Below are 19,043 nucleotides of genomic sequence, written 5' to 3'. Positions count from 1 at the left end.
CATAGTGTCGAACCATTCGACATGTCGAGTGAGTCGACACTATTGGCACATCGGCTCGGATCAGAACGGATCGGCGTCAGGGACGGGCGGCTCCCGGTCACCGAGGGCCTGCCCCATGTCGGCGCCCATCGCCTCGAGCTCTCTCGCGTCGGCGTCCATCGCCTCGAGCAGGCCGGGGAGGTCGTCGTACGCGGCGGGGAGGCCGCTGGCCCGCTCTTCGGCCCGGCTGCTCCAGTTGAAGTCGGCGTTGGTCGGGCTCCAGCTGAAAGTGCCGTCGTCGTGCTCGACGGCCCGCCCGTCGGCGAGTTCCTGCGCGGTCGGGGGCCGGCCCTGCGGCGGCCAGGTCGGGGATGACGTCATGGTCTTCCTTTCGGTGAGCGGGACAGCCCCGCGCGGAGGCGATCGAGGGATTCAGGACGGTGATTCTGCGGATGGCTCGCCCACCGGGCCGGGCACAGGCTTCACGGTCAGGGTGCGGTCGGCCGGCACGAGGACAACGGCGTTGCCGTCGTCGGTGACGGTCAGGGTGAAGCCGCCGACCACCGCCCGGCGACCTTCTGGGGTCGGGTGCGCGGTCACGTCGCCGCCGGCGACGACGGCGGTGTCGAGGTACTGCACGTTGCGGGCGTAGCCGCGCCGGCCCCAGGCCCGGCCGGGGTTCGGTTGCCCGATCAGGTGCGCCCATCGGGTCGACGGCACGCCGGCGAACCGCACGGTGTTCTTGTCGACGAACGTGGTCGCGTCCGGGTCGATGTCGTAGACGGCCACGATGACGTTCTCGTGCACTGCGCCCAGGACGTCGCCGTACTCCTCGAGCGCCGCGCGCGCGATCGGCGCCCAGTCGCCGAGAACGGACTCCTCGGCGGTCAGTTGGCCGCCGAGGTGCTGGGGCCAGGTCTTCTTGACGTGTACCAGAATCACCATCAACTCCTATGTTCCTTCAACATATGCCAATGTACTCGATAACATTGACGGGAAGGAGTCCCGAAGGAGACGGTTGGTGTCGGCCCTCGTGCCGATCCCCCGCTATGGGCCGGCCCCGGCGGGTACGGGTCGGCGGCTCTTCTTCTGCTGTGATCGGAGGCTTCATGAGCACCACGATGTCCGCCGGCGGCCTGCTGCTGTTGACCGTCGGGGCGCCCGGGGCGGGCAAATCGACCTGGGCGCACCGGCACTTCCCGCCGTCGGCGATCATCAGTTCCGATCAGTTGCGGTTCCGGGTGTGCGGGCGGCACACCGACCAGGCCGCGACGCCGGCGGCAGTCAGGATCCTGCACGCGATCGTGCAGGGCCGGATGCAGTTCGGGCAGACCACGGTGGTCGACGCGACCAACGCCGAGCCGCGGCACCGCGACGAACTGCTCGAGGCGGCGCATCAGCACGGGCGCCCGGTGGTCGCCGTGGTCTTCGACGTGCCGTTGCAGATCTGCTTGGACCGCAACGCCCGCCGCCGCGGTCGCCGCCGGGTTCCCGAGTCCTTCGTCCGCGCCACCCACGCCAGGATCTGCGCCGAGTTCCCGGCCGGCCTGCTGCACGTGCCCGACGGACTCGCTGCCGTGCTGTGGATCGACGCCGACGGTCAGGCCCGGCTCCGTGGGCAGGTGCCCGCCGAGTACCGCACGCGAACCTGGCTGACCGGCGCACCGGTCTGACCCCCAGCCGCCCCGGTGTGAGGAGACGACATGGCCTACGGCGAGGGCTACAGCGACGAGGAGCTCGACGAGATCGCCCGCCGCTACGCTGCCACCGACGACGACCAGGACTATCAGGTGGTGCTCGGCACCATGGTCCTCCGGGTTCGCGGGATCAACTCCGCCCGAGCGGTGGCAGGCCGCGACGGCACCTGGACGGCGTTGCCCGTCGATCCCCAGCCGTGACGGCTCTTGTCAGGGAGTACGGCGGGCCCGTGGCCGGGGTGGCTGGCGCAGCGAGACCTTGAGGTGGTCGATCTGGCTGTAGCCCATCTGCGGCGTGACCCGGGAGATGAGGAAGGCCGCCTTCATGCGCTCGTCGTCGACGAGCTGGTCACCGGCCTGAACATCGGCGTCGGGAGCCAGGAAGGCGTGCCGGGTGGAGTTGATCCGGCCTCGCACCGTGGCATCGGGTTGTCCCTCCCGGCGACGGACGAGGTTGTAGAAGAGGTGGTTCATGGCGCTGCGCTGCACGGAGGGCTCCTGACCTGGCGGATGGTTCTGCAGCTTCTTCTACCGGGTCCGGCCGGGGCGGATACGCGCTTTCGCCGGATGGGGCCGGCGGCGTCAGGGGGTGCGGGTGCGCAGGTAGCCGGCGGCGCGCTGGTCGACCTGGACATGCTGGCCGCCCAGCTGCGGGACCTGGGCGTGGTGGTGCACCGGCCGGCCATCGTCGACCACGGGCGAGCGTTCGCGGCGCCCGGCTGGTCCAGCAGCAGCGGGTTCTCCAGCTACTGTCCGCGCGACGTGGCCCTGGTCCTCGACGACACGATCATCGAGCCGCCCGGGTGACCGGCGTCGGCAGCCAGGCGATCTACCAGGACCTGCAGCGGCATCAGATCGACCTGTCCACCGGCCGGGAGGAGTCTTCGCCCGCGCCTCCCCGCGACGGCGAGGTCGACCGGCTCATCGGTGGCCGGTGACACCGCGACCTTCTCGCCCGTGCAGATCGGGGAGCCCTCGGCCGCGATGGTCGAGGGCTCCCGTCATGCCCGGGTGGCATCTGCGTCAGCTGGCGGCGCGGTGCGGGTAGGGCATCAGGCGCCGCACCAGTTGGTAGGTGCCGGGGTCGAGGTCTTCGGTGTCGGCAGCGTCGACGTGGCGCATCAGGTCGTGCAGCAGGGCCTTGAGCTCGGCGTCGCGGCCGTCGGCATGGGCGATGCGCATGGCGTCGCGCCACGGTTGGGCCTCGTGGCGGTCCGGGTCGGCGTGCCAGGCGCGTTCCAGCGCCCAGCGGGCGCCGGTGATGTCGTCGGCGGCCAGGCACAGGTTGATGAGCTGGTGTGCGGTGTCGACGATGGCGGCGACCAGGTGGGTGGGGGCGATGTCGGAGTCGGGCAGCCAGGCATAAGCGATCCGGTCGCCGGTGTAGGCGTCCTGGACGCCGGCGAACGGGGCACCCCGGACGAGCTCGAGCGCCTGGCGCAGGTCGGCGGCGCCGTCGTCGCCGCGAGCTTCGCCGCGGGCCCGCAGCCGGCGGAACAACGCCCAGTCGAACAGGTAGCCGTCGGCGATGCGGTAGAGCTGCTCGGATCCGGCCATCAGCGGCAGCCACTTGCCGCCGTCGGCGGTGTCGCCGAGCCAGGTCCGGGCGCGGGAGATCGCCGAGCGGCGGGTGCTCGAGCTGGCGTCCTGCTCCCGCCAGATGGCGTCCTCCAGCTGGGCTGCGGTGGCGCCGCGGGCACCGCGGGAGGCGAGGTAGACGACGAACTCGGCGTAGAAGCGCTGCCGGTTCCTCGGTGTCGTCCCCGGTGCCTGGATCTCGACGGGCCCGAGGATCGCGATGCGCGGCCGGGACAGGTCGCCACTGGTCCAGGCGGTGAGGTCGGCGTCCAGATGGGGGTCACGTTGCTCGCGATCGCGGCGCCGGCGTTCGGCGACGGCCGGGTCGACGGGGGTGGCTGGCAGGGTGATCAGCACCGAGTCGACGGGCTTCCAGGCGGCCGGGCCGTGGGTATCGGTGCGGGCGGTGATCGGCACCGGTGACTTCACCGGCGGGGCGGGGTGCTCGCCGGGCGTGTCCGCGGCCGTGGGCTGCTCGCGGTCGTCGTCGGGCTCGTCGCTGTCGTGGGCCTCGTCGACGTCGAGCATGTCGCGCAGGCCGCCGGCGGCGTCGGTGCCGGCGGCCCACTCTTCGGTGTCCGGGGCCGGTGGGACCGGTTCATCGGTGACGATGTCGGCGGCCTGCAGCAGGTCGGCGAGCGGCTGCAGCATGTCGGCGGGAAGTGCGGACGCGGTCAGCGGGCTGTCGGTCAGGAAGGACACGCCCAGCGCGCCGTCGGCGGTGACGGTGACCGGCCACCGGCCGTGCGGCTGGTCGCCTCCGGTGACGACGGCGGCGAAGCCACTGGACGGGTGCGTGGTCAGCAACTGCTCGAGGTCGGCCAGCAGCGGCTGCAGGTCGGGGTCCGGTTCAGCGATGAGCAGCACGTGCGGGGGCCACGCGTCGCCGCTGTCGTCGGTGCCGCGGCCGTGCACGGTGGTGGGGGTGCCCGTGGCGTCCAGGGCGGTGCGGGTGTCGTCGAACTGGCGGCGTAGCTTGGCCACCGCGGTCTCGATGGTCTCGGCGACCGTGATCCGGTCCGGATTGAGCTGGCGCAGCAGCCGGGCCTGATCGGGGTCGAAGCCGGCGAGGGTGACGTACACGTCGTCGGACCAGTGGTTGTGGGCGAGTTCGCCGGCGATGTAGCGCAGCAGGTCCAGCACCCGGGGGCGGTCGCCGGTGAGCGTCAGCATGCCGAGCCGCTCGAGTTCGACCAACAGGTGCTGCTCGGGCTGGGAGCCGAGGGCTACCAGGGTCGGCAGCGGTGCGAGCTGGTCGGAGGCGGCCGGCAGCGACTGCGCGGCGGGCAGGGTCCAGATGGTGTCGCCGTCGGCCTGCCAGGGCGGTGGCGGCCCGGCCGGGCAGGGGTTGGTGAGGACCAGGTTGATGGTGCCGTGCTCGAGCCAGGCGGCGACGGCGTCCGGCCACTGGTCGTCGGGGCGGTCGGCCAGTCCCGCGGCCAGGTGGCGCAGCGCGACGTCGAGCCGGTCGAGATCGGTGGGTGTGGCGGCGACGCGGAGTCTGGCCTCGCTGGTGCCGTCGACCGGCTGGGCGATGCGTCGTCCGGGGCGGCGGTGCTGCTGCTGCCGCGCGCGGCGCCGCCGCAGGGTGAGCAGGGTCAGCAGGGCGAGCACGGTGAGGCCGGTGGCGGCTGCGGTGAGCGGAACGGCCAGGTCGTCGTGCTGTTCGGTGTCGTTGTCGCCGGAGGGGGCCTCGGTTGCCGTGGCCGCAGTGTCAGGCGCCGCTGGCGGGGTGGCGGGGGCGGAAGCAGTGGCTTCCGGTGCCGGCGCGGCGGGCGTGGCCGTGGCGGGGGCCGGCTGCGGTGTTGCGGGCTCGGCGGGTGCCGGGGTCACGGCGTCGGCGTCGACTTCGGTGACGGTGCCTTTGGCGTGGGCCTGCACGCCCCGGTCTTCTGCGCTGGCCGGCAGTTTCAGCTTCCATCCGGGCTGGATGAGGTCTGGGTCGTCGATGCGTTCCTTGTTGAGTTCGGCCAACTGGGGGTAGGCGCTGGCGTCGCCGAGGACGCGATCGCTGATGGCGGAGAGGTGGTCACCGCGGCGGACCGTGTAGGTGCTCGACCCGGCGTCGGCGGTCTCGGCCTTGGCGGCTACCGGCCTGGCGCTGGTGGTCTCGGTCGTGGCGGCTATCGCGGGTGGGGTGGTGGTGGCGGGTTGGTGTGGTGCTGCCGTGGTGTGCTGCTCGACCACGGCGGCGGAGATCGCGGTGGTGGGGGCGTTGGCGTATGCGGGTGTGCCGGTGGTCGCGGCGACCGCCGGGGAGGCGATGACCAGGCTGACCGCGGCCAGTAGTCCTGCGGCGACGCGCTGGGGTGCGCTGAGCCCGGGGAGGCGGGGCGTGCGGATGCCCCGCAGCCGGGCGACGGCTTCGACCATGATCGGTACCGCGAACGCCGCCCAGGCGATCCAGCCGATGACGGTCAGCACCGCGATGAACAGGGTGCCGTCGTCGGGCCGCATCAGGGTGTCGAAGGCCTGCGGCCAGGTGGGCAGCTGTTCGGGAAGGGGATTACCGCCGAGCAGGGCGAGCCCGGCCGGCACCCCGACCAGCAGGACGATCAGGGCGAGTAGGGCGGCGAGACCGGTCAGGATCTGTCCGGTGCGGCGCAGGGTGCGAGATGCCATGCACGACCTCCTGGTCAGCCGGTGAGCAGCTGGGCGGTGCCGTGACCGGTGACGGTGAGCCGGGAGTAGCCGATCATCGCGAGGAGCACGGTGTTGTAGTGACCGGTGACGGTGACGGTGATCTGCCGGCGGTCGCCGCTGATCGACACGGTCCCGGTGGCGCCGGCGGACCGCAGGTACTGCTGGGCCGCGGCGGCGGCGAGCGCCGGGTCGGCGACCTTCTCGCCGCCGGCGGCGGCCTGGTCGAGGTCGATGGCCTGCCCGGCGGCGCGGGCCGCCTCTGCGGCGATGTTGTCGGCGTTCTGCAGGGTGCGCATCTTGCCGCCCCCGTCGACGGCCAAGCCGATCATCACCAGGACGGCGAAGGCCATACCCACCACGAGCAGGGCGATGCCGCCGTCGTCCTGGCGGCGGAACCGGCGGATCATGTACGGCTCCTGAACACGTCGATCGGGGACACGAACTCGGCCTGCATGCGGCGGCTGCCGGGCAGGCCGGCGCCGGTCACATCGGCGAAGGTGACGGTGCAGCCGATCACCACGCGGACCACCGCCACCTCGCCGGGTTCGGTGGTGAAACCGCCGGTGTCGACGGCGATGTCGAGGTCGGAGCAGCGCAGCCCTTGCCGGTCGAGGCTGCTGCGGGCGGTGGTCAGGGCGGCGGCGTGCGCAGCGCGGCCGGAGCGTTCGATGCTGGCCGCCCGGGCGGCGTCGTGGGCGGCGCCTTCGATGGATCCGCCGGCGATCTCGATGCGCATGCCGATGATCGCCATGGCGATGAACAGCAGCATGGGCGGAGCGAGGATGGCCGTCTCCAGCGCCGCGGAGCCATCGTCGCGCCGCCACCGCGGTGCTCGTCGGGTCATTGCGTCCACCGTTCGACCGGGCCGACCGCGCTCTGGCTGACGTTGAACCCGCTGATGCCCGGGACCAGGGACAGGCTGCGGCCGGTGACCGTCACCGTCGCCTGCTCGCCGGCGCGGCTGACCGACACTCGGGTGCCGGTCAGCGAGTCCCCGGCGGCGCGGTCGATGAAGCTGCGGGCGCGCTCCGAGCCGGCGCCGGCGCTGCCGTCGTACGCGCGGGCGGCGGTCAGACCTTCCTGTGCCGCGGTCAGGGCGATGGAGCGGGCGTAGGAGTACATCGCGACCTGGATGGCGAGGAACATGACGGCGAGCACGACGGGCACCACGATGACGTACTCGAGGGCCGCTCCCCCGTCATCGTGGCGCATCCGTGCTGCCAGCTGCCGCCACCGGTGCAGGTGGCGGTAGCTGGCAGCCGAGCGCTGGGGACTCATGTGATCTGGGCGGTCCGGGTCTCGACGGCGGCCCGTACGGCGAGGTAGATGAGCCCGGCGATCAGCAGGCCGCCCAGCGCGAGGACGACGTACTCGATGGCGCTGGCGCCCTCGTCCTCACCGGCAGCTTCCCGGGCCTGGGCCCGGACCAGCGCCCATAGGACTCTGATCATGTTCCTGTCGAACATGTTGTTCCCTCCGTGAGTGGCTCACCCGGCGGCGAGCCTGATCAGAAACGGGTAGCCGGCGATGACGAACAGCACCATCACCGTCAGGCTGGTGGGGATGTAGAGCACGGTGGTCGCGGTGTTGGCGCGGCCCTGCTCTTTGGTGCGCAGCAGGACCCGCAGGGACTGTGCGCGGCTGACCAGGGTGTCGGAGACCTGGGCGCCCTCGGTGCCGGACAGCCGCATGATGTCGCCGACGTCGCCGAGTTCGGGCACCCCGATCTCCTCGGCCACCCTGGTCAGGCCGTCCCAGGGGGCCACGCCGGTGACCCGGGCGCCGTCGAGGCTCTCCCGGATGCGTTCGAACACCCAGCCCTCGCCCACCCGGGCGGCCCGCTCGAGGGACTCCACGGGCCCGTGCGCGGCCGATCGTTCCAGGGCGACCAGGTCGAGGTAGACGGCGACGGCCCGGATGAACTGCTCGCGGGCCTCTGCGGCCTTCTGCTTGATGCTGACGTCGACCAGGAAGAACATCAGCACGGCCAGGCCCAGCGACCCGGCCAGGGGGACGACGAACGACAGGTGGATGTCCGCGGCCGACAGCACGAAGGTCATGACGGGTGGGAACAGCAGTCCGACCAGGGGGTAGGCGAGTTTCTCGACCACGTAGCGTTCGGTGCTCTGACCGGTCAGGCGCAGTTCCCTGGTCGGCGGCCGGAACCAGTGGCCGATCCGAGCGGCGATCCACCGGCCGGCCGGGCTGACGTCGGTGGCGGGAGCCGCGGACGTCGCCGGGGCGGTGGGATGCAGGCGTTGCAGGGCCGGCCCGAGCGCCGGGCCGGCGGGCAGGGCTCCGCGTAGCATCAGGTACAGCCCGAGACCGGCCAGGCCCCCGAAGAGCATCGCGGTGATGGCGAAGGTGGTCACGGCTGACTCCCCTGGCTGATGTCGAGGACGCGGGGCACTTGCCGGGCGGAGCTCAGCCGGCGGATCCAGATCAGCAGCACCGCGTAGACCGCCAGACTGGCGGTCAGCACCACCTGGCCGAGCAGGGTGCCGTACGGGCGCATGTAGACGGGGTTGGCGAACAGGAACGTCAAGACGACGATCGTCAGGATGGTCATGAACCGGGTGGTCAGGCGCGGGTCGGCGCGGCTGGCCCACACCTCACGCCGCATGGTGATCTCCCGGCCGATGTTTTCGCTGATCTTGCCGAGGATGTCGGCGAGACGCTGACCGCGGTCGGTGGCGTGCAGCCGCAGCGCCACGATGACCTCGTCGCCGGTGGCGTCCCCGAGCGCGGCGGCGAAGCGGTCCAGCGCGACGAGGATCGGCACGCCGGCCCGCAGCTGGGCCTCGAGGGTGCGCAGGTCGCCGGCGATCGCGTCCGGGGCGTCGCGGGTGCTGACGATGATGGCTTGGTTGAGGCCCAGTCCGGTACGGACCAGGTCGGTCAGGCGCCGGGTCCATGCTTCGAGGGCTTCGAGCTTGGTGATGGCGCGTTGCTCGGCCCGCCCGGCGGTGAACAGCCAGGGCACCCCGATGGTGGCGAGGCCGGCGATGATGCCGGCGATCGGGATGGTGGTGATCAGCCACACCGCCGTGGTGCTGACCACGGCGGCGGCGGCCACCAGCTGGCGGGCACGTCGTTCGCTCGTGGAGAGGCCTTCACCGGCCCAGAGCCGGTGCAGCGTGCGACGGGTCCTGGAGGTGGGGGCAGCCGGCCGGGAGGTGCCGACGATCCCGACGACGACGAGGATGATCCCGGCCACCGCGACGGCGACGGCCAGGCCGAACAGCAGCGCCGGCATCATCGCCCCCGCTGCCAGGTGCCGTCGCCGGTGAGCAGCTGCGGGTCGAACCCGCCGTAGAGCAAGGCGTCCAGGATGTCGTTGGCGGGTCGCACGCCGGTGGGCTCGGCCAGTCCGCCGGGAGTGCGCGGAGCGAACAGCTCGCTGCGGGCGATGCCGATCCCGTTCTCCGACAGCCCGTTGACCTCCAGTACGTGCGAGACGTAGCGGCGGCCGGTCCGGCGGTCCCGGCGCTGGAACACCACCAGGTCGACCGCGTTGACGATCTGCATGTAGGCGCCCTGCGGGTTGGGGCTGGCGCCGTAACGCATCAGGAGGCTGGCCAGCCGGTCGAACACCAGGTGCGGGCGGCGGGCGTGGATGGTGCTCAGAGTGCCCTGGGTGGTGTCGCCGGCGTCGAACATGGAGACGATCTCGGCCTTGCGGACCTCACCGACGACGACGCGGCGCACGTTCATCCGCAGGGTGTCGGCGAACAGGTCGGCCAGGGCGAGCTCGCCCTCCGGCCGCCCGTTGGCGCCGATCTCCCCGTGCCCCTGCCGCTCTTCGATGGGGATCACCCACGGGTGCGGCAATCCGAGCTCGTGCTCGGTCTCCATGGTCGCGAACCACTCGGTGGCCGGGATCTCCGAGGCGATCGCCCGCAGCAGGGTGGTCTTTCCGGAGCCGGGCTCACCGGCGATGATCGCGCTGATGTCGCCGGCGACGACGGCCTTGAGGAAGGCCGCCAGGATCGGGGTTATCGAGCCGATGTCGACGAGGCCGTCGAGGCTGATGTTCTTGATCCGGTGCCGGCGGATCACCGCGACCGGGCGGGGCGTGACCACGTACACCGCGACCAGCCGGGAGCCGTCGGGCAGCCGCAGGTGCAGGACCGGCTTCGACGTCGACCAGGTTCGTTCGGTGTTGCCGCCGCGCGCGGCCAGGCGCTGCAGCATCTCGATGAGGTCGGCGTCGCTCGCGGCGGCCTGGATGGCGTTCTCCTCGACCCGGCCGTCGGCGTATTCGACGCGGACCTGGTCGTAGCCCAGGACGGCGATGTTCTCCACGTCGGGGTCGTCGATCAGGGGCTGGAGCCGTCCCAGGCCGAGCAGGAACGCGGTGACCGCCTGGATCAGGGCGTCCGCGTAGCCGGGCGGGACCTGGTCGCGGTCGCCGGCCTGGATCCGGTGGTCGACGTGTTCGTTGACCACCCGGCGGGTCTCTTCCTCGGTGATCGCGCGCAGCTCGGCGTTGAGCACGTCGCGCCCGAGAACCCGGTCCCGGATCCGGTCTCCCACTGTGGCCTGCAGCGTGGCCACGACCTCGTAGTCGATCTCGGTGGGGGCCGGGGCGGGCCGGAATTGGTACGGCAGGTCGGCGGGCCCGGCGGGCCGGCTGATGTCGGTGGTGACGACCGGGGTGACCGCCGTGGAGGTGCTGTCCGTGGGTGCGGTGATCGAGAGGGTCGATCGGCCGTTGCCGTTGCCGTTGGTGGGCGGTGGCGGGGCGTCGCCGGGGGGCCGGAAGAAGACGGGTGGCTTGGAGCTAGGCACGGGCGGTCTCCCGGGCGGTGGCGCCGGACGCGGGCACCGCAAGGGCGTTGCGGCGCTGGTCGATGAGGGTCTGCAACGGTTCGGCGGCCGAGCGGGCCGCGCGTAGCAGGGTGGCGCTGGGGCGGGGTGTGCCCGTGCCGAGCGACAGCATCCCTGCGGTCTTGGAGTCTTCGGGCAGTTCGGTGAGCACAGGAGTCTCCAGGCGCTTGGCGATCTCGCGGGCGTCGTAGTCGCCGCGGCCGCGCACGATCAGCCGGACCACGCCGCCGCGGGATTCCACCTCGCGGCGCAGCAGGGCGAGACGGCTGGCGGCCGCGTCGACGGCGCCGAGCGTGCGGCCGATGACCACCAGGACGACGTCGGCGTGCCGGATCAGGGCCAGCGGGGCGTTCAACGCGGGAATGCGGCCGCAGTCGGCGATGACGTCGACCGGCGGCTCGGAACGGTCCAGCTGGCGCAGGTAGTCGCCGAGGCGGTCCCAGGAACTGGTCAGGCCGGCGGCTTGGGCGGGGTCGGTGACCCCGGGCAGCAGCAGCCGTTGCGGTTCGCGGTCGTCGAGGTAGACCAGTTGGCTGGCGAAGGCGTCGTAGAGCCGGCCGTGGTAGTCGGCCACGGCCAGCTGGGCCAGTCCCCGGTCGGCAGGGGTGTGCCCGGCGAGATAGCCGGTCAGCACGCTGCCGCCGGACGGATCGCATTCGGCCAGGACGGCGGCGCGAGGCCAGGCGAGGGTCAGCGCCAGGCTGGTGACGGTGGCGCCGGGCGAGCTCTTGCTGGCGGTGACGGCGATGAGGGCCACGGCCTACCCCGCCACCAGCGAGATCGCGACACGGCCCTGTGATGCCCGTTCCAGCAGGCCGGGCCCGTTCGCGGCCGGGACCACGACGTCGATCACGATCTGCCCGTCGGTGGCGGTCGGGCCGACCCCGGCGACGGTGGCGGGGAAGGTCGGCGGGTTCGGCAGGGTCTGCGCGGCGGCGCCCTTGGCGTCGAGGGTGACGTTGCGAGGGTCGGACGTGATCACCAGCTGGACCCGTTCGCCGGGGCGCAGTGCCCGGGCGGGAAGCTGCGACGGCTTGAGCTCCAGGCCGATGAGCTGCTGGCCGGAACCCGGAATGGCCTTGTCGGTCAACTGCTGCTCGACCAACAGCGTGCCCGCGACCAGTTCGGTGCGCGCGTACTTGCCGATCACCTGGTCGCGGGCGGTTTCGGCGATGGGGGCCAACCCCGAGCCGGCGCTGACCTGCACGATCTTCAGATCGGCGGCGGTGATCTGGTGTCCGGCGCTGATGGTGGCCGCCACCGCCAGCACCGGCTGGTTGTTCCCGGCTGCGGTAGCCCAGGTGTAGGCGCCGAGGAAACCCAGGACGACGGCGACCACACCGATCGCGAACATCCAGGGCCGCCGCCGGCGCGGGAGCGCCGCCTTGGCGGCCGGCACGCTCGCCGGCAGGACGCTCGCCGGTGCGGGAGCACCGTTGGGCCGGGTGTCGGTGAGGCTCATCGGTTGACCACCTGCAGTTCGTCGATCTGAACGGTTGTGCTTGCCGTGCGGTCGGTGTTGATCACGCCGGTGGAGCCGCCGCCGGCCCAGTCGACGCGCCAGAACGTCGTGGCGGTCACCCGGTACTTGCCGCCGGCGCGGTCACGGCTCGGCTTGGCATAGGTGTAGCCGCACGTGGGTGACTGCTTGCCGCCGTTGCCGGCGGTGAACTTGGTGCCCGGGCTGGTGCAGGTCACCGAGTGCCCGTCACCCATGTCCCAGACGATGCGCTCTGCCTTCGCGGTGATGGTGACCGTCAGGCCGGAGTCCGAGGCCGAGGCGCCGATCGGCCCCCACGTGTTGGGGGTGACCGTCGTCCACATCCAGACCGGCAGGTACACCAGGCCGGCACCGTTCTGCTGGGGGGCCATGCCGATGTCGGCGCCCTTGAGCGTGATCGTGGCCAGGGCGCGGCGGGCGAGTTCCTCCGGGTCCGGGGGCTGCTGCAGCGGTGCCCCGGGCACCCACTCGATGCGGGCCTCGACCGGGCCGCCGTTGTACATCCCGCACGTGATGGTGTACCAGTTGCCGACCTCGCCAGCGGGAGGTTCGTCGCCGAGGCCGGGCGGCGGGGGCGGGGATTTCTGGTAGTAGCAGCCGTCACGGTTGTTGAACCAGCCGAGGCTGGGGATGGAGCAGCGCACGGTCCGGCCGCCGTAGTGGCAGCCGCTGCTGCCGCCCCCGCTGCCGCCGTCGTCGTTGTCGCGGCCGTTGTCGCCACCGTCGCCGCCGTCGCCGCCCCACACGGTGCAGTCGGGTCGGCCGCAGTCGCCGCCGCCGGTGGGGTCGGCGAGCGCCGGCGCTGCGGCGGCCAGCGTGGCCAGCAGCACCGAGGCGGCAACGGCGAGCAGGCGCCGGGTCAGCACGTCCGGTCCGGGAAGCTCTGGGCCCGGGTGAACAGCCACCCGCGCGCGCCGAAGTCGGTCGCGGTGGTCTCGATGATGTAGCGGCGTGGCCCGCTCTTGATCGGCACGGGTTGGTTGTTCTTGGTGAAGTACAGCAGGAAGTTCGTGGCGTCGTAGCAGTCGGAGACCAGGACGGTCGGCGGCGTGGCCTTCAGATCGACCTTGGCGATCGTCGGTTGTGACTGCGGCTCGCCGCGGTAGGCGGCGCCGTTCTGCTTGGTCTGGGCCAGAAACGCCACGACGTTTTGCTTCAGCGGCGTCTCGAGGAAGCTCAGCAGTTCCTCGTCCTGCGCGTTGGCGGCTAGCTGGGCCCGGGTGTAGGCGGCGTTGTAACCGCGGTACCGGTTGAGCACCTCGTCGCGGACGGCGGCGTCGTCGGTCGCGGCGGATGGTGTCGCCGTGGCACTGGGAGCCGGCGCGGGCGCCGAGGGCGGTGGCGGGTCGGGATCGTCGCCCGTACAGGCACCGAGTGTCAGCGCGGTGATGGTCAGCGCAGCAGTGAGCCTGGTGGTCCTGAGTGCGCGCATGCAGATTGTCGCCTCCCCGTGGCGTCGAATCGCGGTGCGTGGCGGCCCATGGCCCATCCGAGCGGCGGCCAGGCCGTCCCCAATGGATCAAGTCCGCGAGGCGCGACTGTAGCTGATTGACGAACTCGTTGACCAGGCACTACTTTCCGAGCAGTTCCAATGTTGACCGATTTCTACTACCGATAGTGATCGATGCTTTGCATATCCTGTGGGAACAAATGCGGTCATACATCCCCACAGCGGCTACGCGACAGGTGCGTACGCACGACACCGTTCCGACGTAGTCACCAACAGTGACGTCACGGATTCTTTACTCGAGGAGTGCCCCACCGTGCCTGATGCGCCTTCGGCTGACGCGCGGCTGCTATCGGTCAAGGAACTGGCCGCGCGCCTGAACCTGTCGGACAAGACGGTGTACGTCATGGCGCGTGCCGGGGAGATACCCGCCATCCGCCGACAGGACAAGCCGCGGGCGCCGTGGCGGTTCGACCTGGCCGAGGTCCTGGCCGCGCTGCGGCACCGAAACGGTCGGCCATGACGCGCGCGTCCACTGTGAATCCGTCCGCACGGCCGGGATCCGGCACGGTACGGCCCTGGCGGGCGCTGTCGCCGCCGGCCTGGATTCGCGCCCTGTCCACCGTGTACGCCGTGCCGGCGGGCACACCGTGGCGACGGGCGTGCCCGGGCTGCGGCATGAGGCTGATGGGGTCCGCGGGGCCGTCGGTGACCGCTCGGTCGCGGTGTGCCGGCTGTGGCGCAGGTCTGGGCGGGGCGCCCTGGGTCGTCGAAGCGGCTGCCGTCCTGACGCTGGTGGCGCTGGCGCTGAGCACGCGATCGGGCTGGGAGTTGCCGGCCTACCTGTGGTTCGGCGGGCTGGGGGTGGCCGCCGCGGTGGTGGACGCCCGGGTGCGGAGGTTGCCGAACGCGATCACCGCGGCCTGGGCGGTCGGCACGGTGGCTGGCTTGCTGGTGCCGGCGGTGATCGAGCAGCGTGGTGACGACTGGCTTCGCGCCGTCCTGGCGGGCGTGACGCTGACGGTGGTCTTCGGCCTCGTGGCACTGTCCGGCGCGCTGGGCTGGGGCGACGTCAAGGCCGCCGCCGCCGTCGGTGTGATCTTGGGATGGCTGGGGTGGGTGGCCGTCTACGCCGGGATGCTTGCCGCGGCCGTGCTGGCGGGCGGATGGGCTGTGGTGCTGCTCGCCCGGGGAAGGGCCCGACGGCGCACACGCATCCCGCTCGGCCCGTTCCTGGTGGCGGGCGCGGTCATTGCGCTGACCGCGCTCCGCGCGTAGGAGAGCCCGGTGTCGCTCGCCGCGGCACGGCGTGCATGGTCCACTACGGGCTGACGCCGTCCCAGGCTGCCCCCAGGTGCGCCAACTGCTCGGCGTACTCGATGCGCTCAGACCACCCGGACGGCCAGGCGTCCATGCCCGCGGCCGCGCCGATGAAGGCACCGGTGAGGCAGGCGATGGAGTCGCTGTCGCCCGAGGTGGTGGCCGCGCGGGCCAGGGCGACGACCGGCTTGTCGGGGAACATCAGCGCGCAGTACAGGCCTGTGGCCAGCGCCTCCTCGGCGATCCAGCCGGCTCCGGTCGCCTGGCACGGGTCGGCGGAGGCGTCCGGGGCGACGAGGGCGTCACGGAGCCGGCCGACGGCGGCTGCGCATTCGTCCCAGCCGGTGGCGATGAACGCTTCGGGGCTGCGGGAGCGGGCCACCGACCACAGGTCTCCCAGCCAGGCGTGGTGGTAGCGGCGGCGCTGGCTGCTGCAGCGCTCGTGCAGCAGTCCGGGAAGGTCGGCCAGGTCGGCGCCGTCGCGCAGCATCCGGATCGCGTAGGCGGTCAGCTCGGCGGCGGCCAGGGCGGTGGGGTGCCCGTGCGTCAGCGCCGCCTGGAACTGGGCGATGCCGGCGACCTCGTCGAGGTCCAGCGAGGCGACGAGGCCGACCGGGGTGACGCGCATGTTCGCGCCGCAGCCCTTGGAATGCACGGCGGTGGCCTGCTGCCAGCGGCCACCGCGGGCAAGCCGGCCGCAGGCGCCCATGCACGTGGCGCCCGGTGCCCGGTTGTTGTCGGGGCTGCGCGACCAGGCCACGAATCCGTCGCGCAGCAGCGGCTCCAGGGCCTGCGGCGTGAACTCGTCGGTGTTGTGCAGTGCGTGCGCGACCGCGAGCGCCATCTGGGTGTCGTCGGTGACGAGGGCCGGAGTGCCTTCCAGGTCGCGGGGCCCGCCCGGGCCGTAGCGGGCGACGATCGCCGGGACGCGGAGGAACTCGGTGGCCTTACCGAGGGCGTCGCCGTAGGCCAGCCCGAACAGCGATCCGGTGGCGGTACTGGTGGCGTTGCTGGTCAACATGCTGCTGTCCTTCCGGGCGGAGGGGCGGTCAGCCGGGCGGGAACGGCGGCCGCCGGGCGGGGAAGGCCTGGTCTCAGCGCTTCCCCGCCCGGCGGCACGTCACTGCTCGGTCGGGCCCTCGGTGGGGTAGAGCGAGACGTCGAGCAGCATGACCCGCTTGAACCGGCCCGCGCTGAAGCCCCGCGTGGCACCGAGCGGTCCGTTCAGCGCCGCGATGATCGTCTCCGCGAGGCTGCTCTTGGCCTCCGCCTCGGTCGCGCCGAGGGCGAAGAGGTTGTCGTGGAAGCTGCGGCCGTGGGCGGTCGCGACGAAGCCACCGTCCTCGTGCGGCCGGACCTGGACGAACGCCTGGTACACGTCGCGAGCGATCTTCTCGATCATTGTGCCTCCCCTGTCGACTGACTGATATCAGTCTAACGTTAGATTGATATTGATGCAAGGGTCGCAGTGGTCGTGGCACCGGTTTCGACGCTTTCAGTGCTGCGCGCCGTGAGACTTCTCGCTTGGATGTCAGTGGATTCCTCACTTCCTGTCAGTAGGTCTTCTCATCTTGTGTCAGTGCGTGCGGCATGTCGTACGAGGCTGAGGTGCTGCTCGCAGCCTGGCGCGACAGATGTTGAGTGACAGGTTGTTGCCACTCGAACCAACAGGTGATGCCACGGTCGCCGACAGGTTTGTCACTGGCCGGACGCGCCGAGGCGCCTGGCCCCCGATGGCGGGCGCTACTGGTAGCGGCTGAGGAACGCAACGTGCGGATGTAGCTCGGCGTGGTGCGGGGCCGTTGAGGTTGCGGACTAGGCCGCGGTCCAGTGGCCTTCTCCCCGGTGCGCCAGACCGCCAGGTCCGCCGGTGTCGGCACCTGCTCCGAACGCGCGCTGCAACGTGCGCTCGATGACCGGCTGCGCCCCAGATCAGCCGGTCACGAGGAAGTCCGGCACCGGCTCCCCGGCGACCGGGGCCTAGCCCCGGCCTAGCCCGGACACCACCGCCGTCCGGGCCGCCCGGGCAACCGCAGCGATGTTGCCGCGGAAGTACGCGAACGCCTCCCGGTCCACCGGGACCGGTTGGGCGCGGCGGGTACCGGCTGGGCCCGGTCATCTCCAGCCACCCGCCACACGGTCCGCACGTCGACGCCCAGTCCCGACTGGCAGTGCCGGCGCCGGCAGATGTTAGTGACGGTGGCTCGTTCGACTCGCTGACAGTGCGTCAGGCGTTGTAACCGGTTCCCTTCGGGATCCAGGTCTTGATGCTGGGCCCGTATGGAAACAGTCGTCTTCCTATGCCGATCAAGCCAGGGGCCTCCTGGACGACGATCTGCCAGGCAGTCTCATCGAGGCCTTGCGGGCATGGCGGGTTCCACCCCTTGCGGGATGAGGGAACGTCCGCGATCGCAATGAGCAGGCGGCCGTCGAGGTGTTCTACGCCCCGGTCGGTGATGGCGAGATCGCCGGTGAGCCGGTGCAGCGACGTGGTGATCGGGGCGTCGTCCGGCAGTGTCAAGCCGAGTGCGCGCTGCACGTTGCGCGCGGCGAGGCTCCAGTCCGGGCGGTTGTTGGGCTGACGGTAGTGCCCTTCCTGGCGAAGTTTGTCCTTGATGCGCCCTGCCACCTCAACGAGCGTCTCGTCCGGGCGCCATTCCTCGGATACCTGGCTGCTGCTAACCGGGCTGAACGTGTCGGGCTTGCCAGCGGGATACGCGGTGATCATGATGACGTTGTCCGATACCTGCTGCTCGTATTGGAAGTAGGCGCCGTAGCTGAAGGCGAGCCAGATTCCTTTGACGTCGGCGTTGGCCTGGACCCGGATCCAGCCGCTGTCGATCGCCTTGAGCCGGGTAGCTTCGGCGAGCGCGGCCGCCACGTTGCCGAAGGCCATGTCGTCCATCGCGGTGACGAGGTCGTGATGCCAGGAGTGTTGTTTCTCGATCTGCTCGTCGACATTCGCTTGTAGATCATCGATTCGGGTGCTTAGGCCGGCCAGGCGTCGTTCCAGCGGGGCGACAAGTTCCTCCTGTACCTGCCGCGTGACGGTTCGTGTCACCTGGCGGGTAAAGCCGCGTTCCAACACGAAGAAGAGTGCGAGTAGGACCCATGCCGCGGAGGCCTCCACAAGGAACGAGAGCATGATGTCCTCCGCCTTATCACCGCCGGCGATGGCGAATGTAAGTCGGACAAACACCGCTCCGGCCAGCGTGCAGAGAACCACGGCACCCCACCGGATCCTGGTTCTGGGCTGTTCCTCGCTCACGCCTCGGCAGCCTACTAACGTCGATCAAAGTCGAGTTGCTCGGCAAGGCTGTGAACCACAGCTGAAACAGTGCAACGGTGCACGGCCCGAAGAAGATCGACCCGTTGGACAGAATAGGGCCACAGGCTGTTTCACTGACTCTGATTCATGCCGCCCACGGGCACTACGGCCGGACGGATCTTCTGAGACCTCAAAGCCGCGGCGCTACTGGTAGCGGGTGAGGCTGAATGCAACGTCCAGATGCAGCTCGGCGTGGTGCGGACCGTTGAAGTCGCGGATCAGGCCGCGGTCCGATCGGGCACGCCTCGCTCAATTTCACCCGGATCTACACTGCCTACCGACGCGTACCCGGCCCGGGCCGTCGAGTTGCTACACACCGACCGTTGACCTCGACCAGACCGTCGCCCCGGGCCGACGGTCCCTCGGCGATCACCATCAGTTCGATCTACAGCGGCGACTAAGGGGTTCGATGGACGTCCAGCAGGCTGTTGACAACTTCGTCGGCGCGCTCAAGCACTGTGAGAACCTGGTGGCGGTTCATCGAGCCGCTGGCAACGGCGGCCGGGGTCGACGCGACCAGGAGACCTCGCTCAATCGCGGCACGATCGTCATGGCGGTGGCCACCTGGCAGGCATTTGTGCAGGATCTGGCGCTGGCGCTCCATGACGCAGCACAGGCAGAACTGCAGACGGGGCCTTACCCCCGGAACTTGGACACGGGGTTTATGCGGCTTGTGGGATGGTAGCTGATCTTTCTTGGATCCGCTCGTAGGTGATCGGG

Annotated in this window: 25 protein-coding genes; 7 read left to right on the top strand and 18 right to left on the bottom strand. The window is 71.0% G+C overall.

The window, feature by feature from the left end; all coding sequences use genetic code 11:
* Positions 1–60: 60 nt before the first annotated feature.
* Positions 61–360, bottom strand: coding sequence for a hypothetical protein (locus tag ACQ0O7_RS30240; RefSeq protein ID WP_430786889.1), 300 nt, complete (start codon positions 358–360; stop codon positions 61–63).
* 51 nt (positions 361–411) lie between these two features.
* Complete coding sequence (locus ACQ0O7_RS30235; protein ID WP_430786887.1) at positions 412–924, bottom strand: hypothetical protein; 513 nt, start codon at positions 922–924, stop codon at positions 412–414.
* 164 nt (positions 925–1,088) lie between these two features.
* Between ACQ0O7_RS30235 and ACQ0O7_RS30230 the strand changes: the two genes are divergently transcribed.
* Together ACQ0O7_RS30230 and ACQ0O7_RS30225 are read left to right on the top strand one after the other, a co-directional pair.
* The gene (locus tag ACQ0O7_RS30230; RefSeq protein ID WP_430786885.1) at positions 1,089–1,652 is read left to right on the top strand and encodes an AAA family ATPase; all 564 of its coding nucleotides are present in this window, start codon (positions 1,089–1,091) and stop codon (positions 1,650–1,652) included.
* 30 nt (positions 1,653–1,682) lie between these two features.
* Positions 1,683–1,877, top strand: a complete 195-nt coding sequence (locus ACQ0O7_RS30225) for a hypothetical protein (RefSeq protein ID WP_430786883.1) — start codon at positions 1,683–1,685, stop codon at positions 1,875–1,877.
* A 9-nt stretch (positions 1,878–1,886) separates the two neighbouring features.
* On the opposite strand, the gene ACQ0O7_RS30220 is transcribed toward ACQ0O7_RS30225, so the two are convergent.
* Positions 1,887–2,165, bottom strand: a complete 279-nt coding sequence (locus tag ACQ0O7_RS30220) for a hypothetical protein (RefSeq protein ID WP_430786881.1) — start codon at positions 2,163–2,165, stop codon at positions 1,887–1,889.
* Between the two features lie 78 nt (positions 2,166–2,243).
* Here ACQ0O7_RS30220 and ACQ0O7_RS30215 point away from each other — a divergent pair, with 78 nt between their 5' ends.
* Both ACQ0O7_RS30215 and ACQ0O7_RS30210 read left to right on the top strand, forming a co-directional pair.
* The gene (locus ACQ0O7_RS30215) at positions 2,244–2,483 is read left to right on the top strand and encodes a hypothetical protein (RefSeq protein ID WP_430786879.1); all 240 of its coding nucleotides are present in this window, start codon (positions 2,244–2,246) and stop codon (positions 2,481–2,483) included.
* Positions 2,480–2,614, top strand: coding sequence for a hypothetical protein (locus ACQ0O7_RS30210; RefSeq protein ID WP_430786877.1), 135 nt, complete (start codon positions 2,480–2,482; stop codon positions 2,612–2,614). Before ACQ0O7_RS30215 ends, ACQ0O7_RS30210 begins: the two co-directional genes overlap by 4 nt.
* Before the next feature lie 85 nt (positions 2,615–2,699).
* On the opposite strand, the gene ACQ0O7_RS30205 is transcribed toward ACQ0O7_RS30210, so the two are convergent.
* The 12 genes from ACQ0O7_RS30205 to ACQ0O7_RS30150 form a co-directional block, all read right to left on the bottom strand.
* Positions 2,700–5,876: a LysM peptidoglycan-binding domain-containing protein gene (locus ACQ0O7_RS30205; protein WP_430786875.1), complete on the bottom strand. Its 3,177-nt coding sequence runs from the start codon at positions 5,874–5,876 to the stop codon at positions 2,700–2,702.
* A gap of 14 nt (positions 5,877–5,890) precedes the next feature.
* A complete protein-coding gene (locus ACQ0O7_RS30200; protein WP_430786873.1) occupies positions 5,891–6,304 on the bottom strand; it encodes a pilus assembly protein TadG-related protein in 414 nt (137 codons plus the stop codon).
* Positions 6,301–6,741 (bottom strand): TadE/TadG family type IV pilus assembly protein, encoded by a 441-nt coding sequence (locus ACQ0O7_RS30195; RefSeq protein ID WP_430786871.1) that lies wholly within the window; start codon positions 6,739–6,741, stop codon positions 6,301–6,303. Before ACQ0O7_RS30195 ends, ACQ0O7_RS30200 begins: the two co-directional genes overlap by 4 nt.
* A complete protein-coding gene (locus tag ACQ0O7_RS30190) occupies positions 6,738–7,109 on the bottom strand; it encodes a TadE/TadG family type IV pilus assembly protein (protein ID WP_430786869.1) in 372 nt (123 codons plus the stop codon). The genes ACQ0O7_RS30195 and ACQ0O7_RS30190 overlap by 4 nt, the downstream gene beginning before the upstream one ends.
* 62 nt (positions 7,110–7,171) lie before the next feature.
* Positions 7,172–7,348 (bottom strand): hypothetical protein, encoded by a 177-nt coding sequence (locus ACQ0O7_RS30185; RefSeq protein ID WP_430786867.1) that lies wholly within the window; start codon positions 7,346–7,348, stop codon positions 7,172–7,174.
* A gap of 36 nt (positions 7,349–7,384) precedes the next feature.
* On the bottom strand, positions 7,385–8,269 hold the full coding sequence (locus ACQ0O7_RS30180) for a type II secretion system F family protein (RefSeq protein WP_430786865.1): 885 nt from the start codon (positions 8,267–8,269) through the stop codon (positions 7,385–7,387).
* Positions 8,266–9,156, bottom strand: a complete 891-nt coding sequence (locus ACQ0O7_RS30175) for a type II secretion system F family protein (protein ID WP_430786863.1) — start codon at positions 9,154–9,156, stop codon at positions 8,266–8,268. Before ACQ0O7_RS30175 ends, ACQ0O7_RS30180 begins: the two co-directional genes overlap by 4 nt.
* On the bottom strand, positions 9,153–10,688 hold the full coding sequence (locus ACQ0O7_RS30170; RefSeq protein ID WP_430786861.1) for a CpaF family protein: 1,536 nt from the start codon (positions 10,686–10,688) through the stop codon (positions 9,153–9,155). The genes ACQ0O7_RS30175 and ACQ0O7_RS30170 overlap by 4 nt, the downstream gene beginning before the upstream one ends.
* Positions 10,681–11,484, bottom strand: coding sequence for a ParA family protein (locus ACQ0O7_RS30165; RefSeq protein ID WP_430786859.1), 804 nt, complete (start codon positions 11,482–11,484; stop codon positions 10,681–10,683). Before ACQ0O7_RS30165 ends, ACQ0O7_RS30170 begins: the two co-directional genes overlap by 8 nt.
* A gap of 3 nt (positions 11,485–11,487) precedes the next feature.
* Positions 11,488–12,189: an SAF domain-containing protein gene (locus ACQ0O7_RS30160; protein ID WP_430786857.1), complete on the bottom strand. Its 702-nt coding sequence runs from the start codon at positions 12,187–12,189 to the stop codon at positions 11,488–11,490.
* The gene (locus ACQ0O7_RS30155) at positions 12,186–13,094 is read right to left on the bottom strand and encodes a hypothetical protein (protein ID WP_430786855.1); all 909 of its coding nucleotides are present in this window, start codon (positions 13,092–13,094) and stop codon (positions 12,186–12,188) included. The genes ACQ0O7_RS30160 and ACQ0O7_RS30155 overlap by 4 nt, the downstream gene beginning before the upstream one ends.
* A complete protein-coding gene (locus ACQ0O7_RS30150) occupies positions 13,088–13,660 on the bottom strand; it encodes a hypothetical protein (RefSeq protein WP_430786853.1) in 573 nt (190 codons plus the stop codon). The genes ACQ0O7_RS30155 and ACQ0O7_RS30150 overlap by 7 nt, the downstream gene beginning before the upstream one ends.
* Positions 13,661–13,991: 331 nt before the next feature.
* On the opposite strand from ACQ0O7_RS30150, the gene ACQ0O7_RS30145 reads away from it, so the two are divergent.
* Complete coding sequence (locus ACQ0O7_RS30145; protein ID WP_430786851.1) at positions 13,992–14,198, top strand: helix-turn-helix domain-containing protein; 207 nt, start codon at positions 13,992–13,994, stop codon at positions 14,196–14,198.
* Positions 14,199–14,470: 272 nt separating this feature from the next.
* Positions 14,471–14,953, top strand: a complete 483-nt coding sequence (locus ACQ0O7_RS30140; protein WP_430786849.1) for a prepilin peptidase — start codon at positions 14,471–14,473, stop codon at positions 14,951–14,953.
* A gap of 43 nt (positions 14,954–14,996) precedes the next feature.
* On the opposite strand, the gene ACQ0O7_RS30135 is transcribed toward ACQ0O7_RS30140, so the two are convergent.
* The 3 genes from ACQ0O7_RS30135 to ACQ0O7_RS30125 all read right to left on the bottom strand — a co-directional run bounded on the left by ACQ0O7_RS30135 (position 14,997) and on the right by ACQ0O7_RS30125 (position 18,263).
* A complete protein-coding gene (locus ACQ0O7_RS30135) occupies positions 14,997–16,016 on the bottom strand; it encodes an ADP-ribosylglycohydrolase family protein (protein WP_430786847.1) in 1,020 nt (339 codons plus the stop codon).
* Positions 16,017–16,115: 99 nt separating this feature from the next.
* Positions 16,116–16,397: a hypothetical protein gene (locus ACQ0O7_RS30130; RefSeq protein WP_430786845.1), complete on the bottom strand. Its 282-nt coding sequence runs from the start codon at positions 16,395–16,397 to the stop codon at positions 16,116–16,118.
* An 825-nt stretch (positions 16,398–17,222) separates the two neighbouring features.
* A complete protein-coding gene (locus tag ACQ0O7_RS30125; protein ID WP_430786843.1) occupies positions 17,223–18,263 on the bottom strand; it encodes a hypothetical protein in 1,041 nt (346 codons plus the stop codon).
* A 469-nt stretch (positions 18,264–18,732) separates the two neighbouring features.
* On the opposite strand from ACQ0O7_RS30125, the gene ACQ0O7_RS30120 reads away from it, so the two are divergent.
* Positions 18,733–19,008 carry a hypothetical protein gene (locus ACQ0O7_RS30120; protein WP_430786841.1) on the top strand — a complete coding sequence of 92 codons (276 nt, stop codon included), beginning with the start codon at positions 18,733–18,735 and terminating at the stop codon, positions 19,006–19,008.
* Positions 19,009–19,043: the final 35 nt, after the last annotated feature.

It is taken from the genome of Actinoplanes sp. G11-F43 (genome assembly GCF_050589265.1).
GTDB lineage: Bacteria > Actinomycetota > Actinomycetes > Mycobacteriales > Micromonosporaceae > Actinoplanes.
Note: the sequence above shows the minus strand (reverse complement) of the source record. Positions and strands in the feature narration are given on the sequence as shown.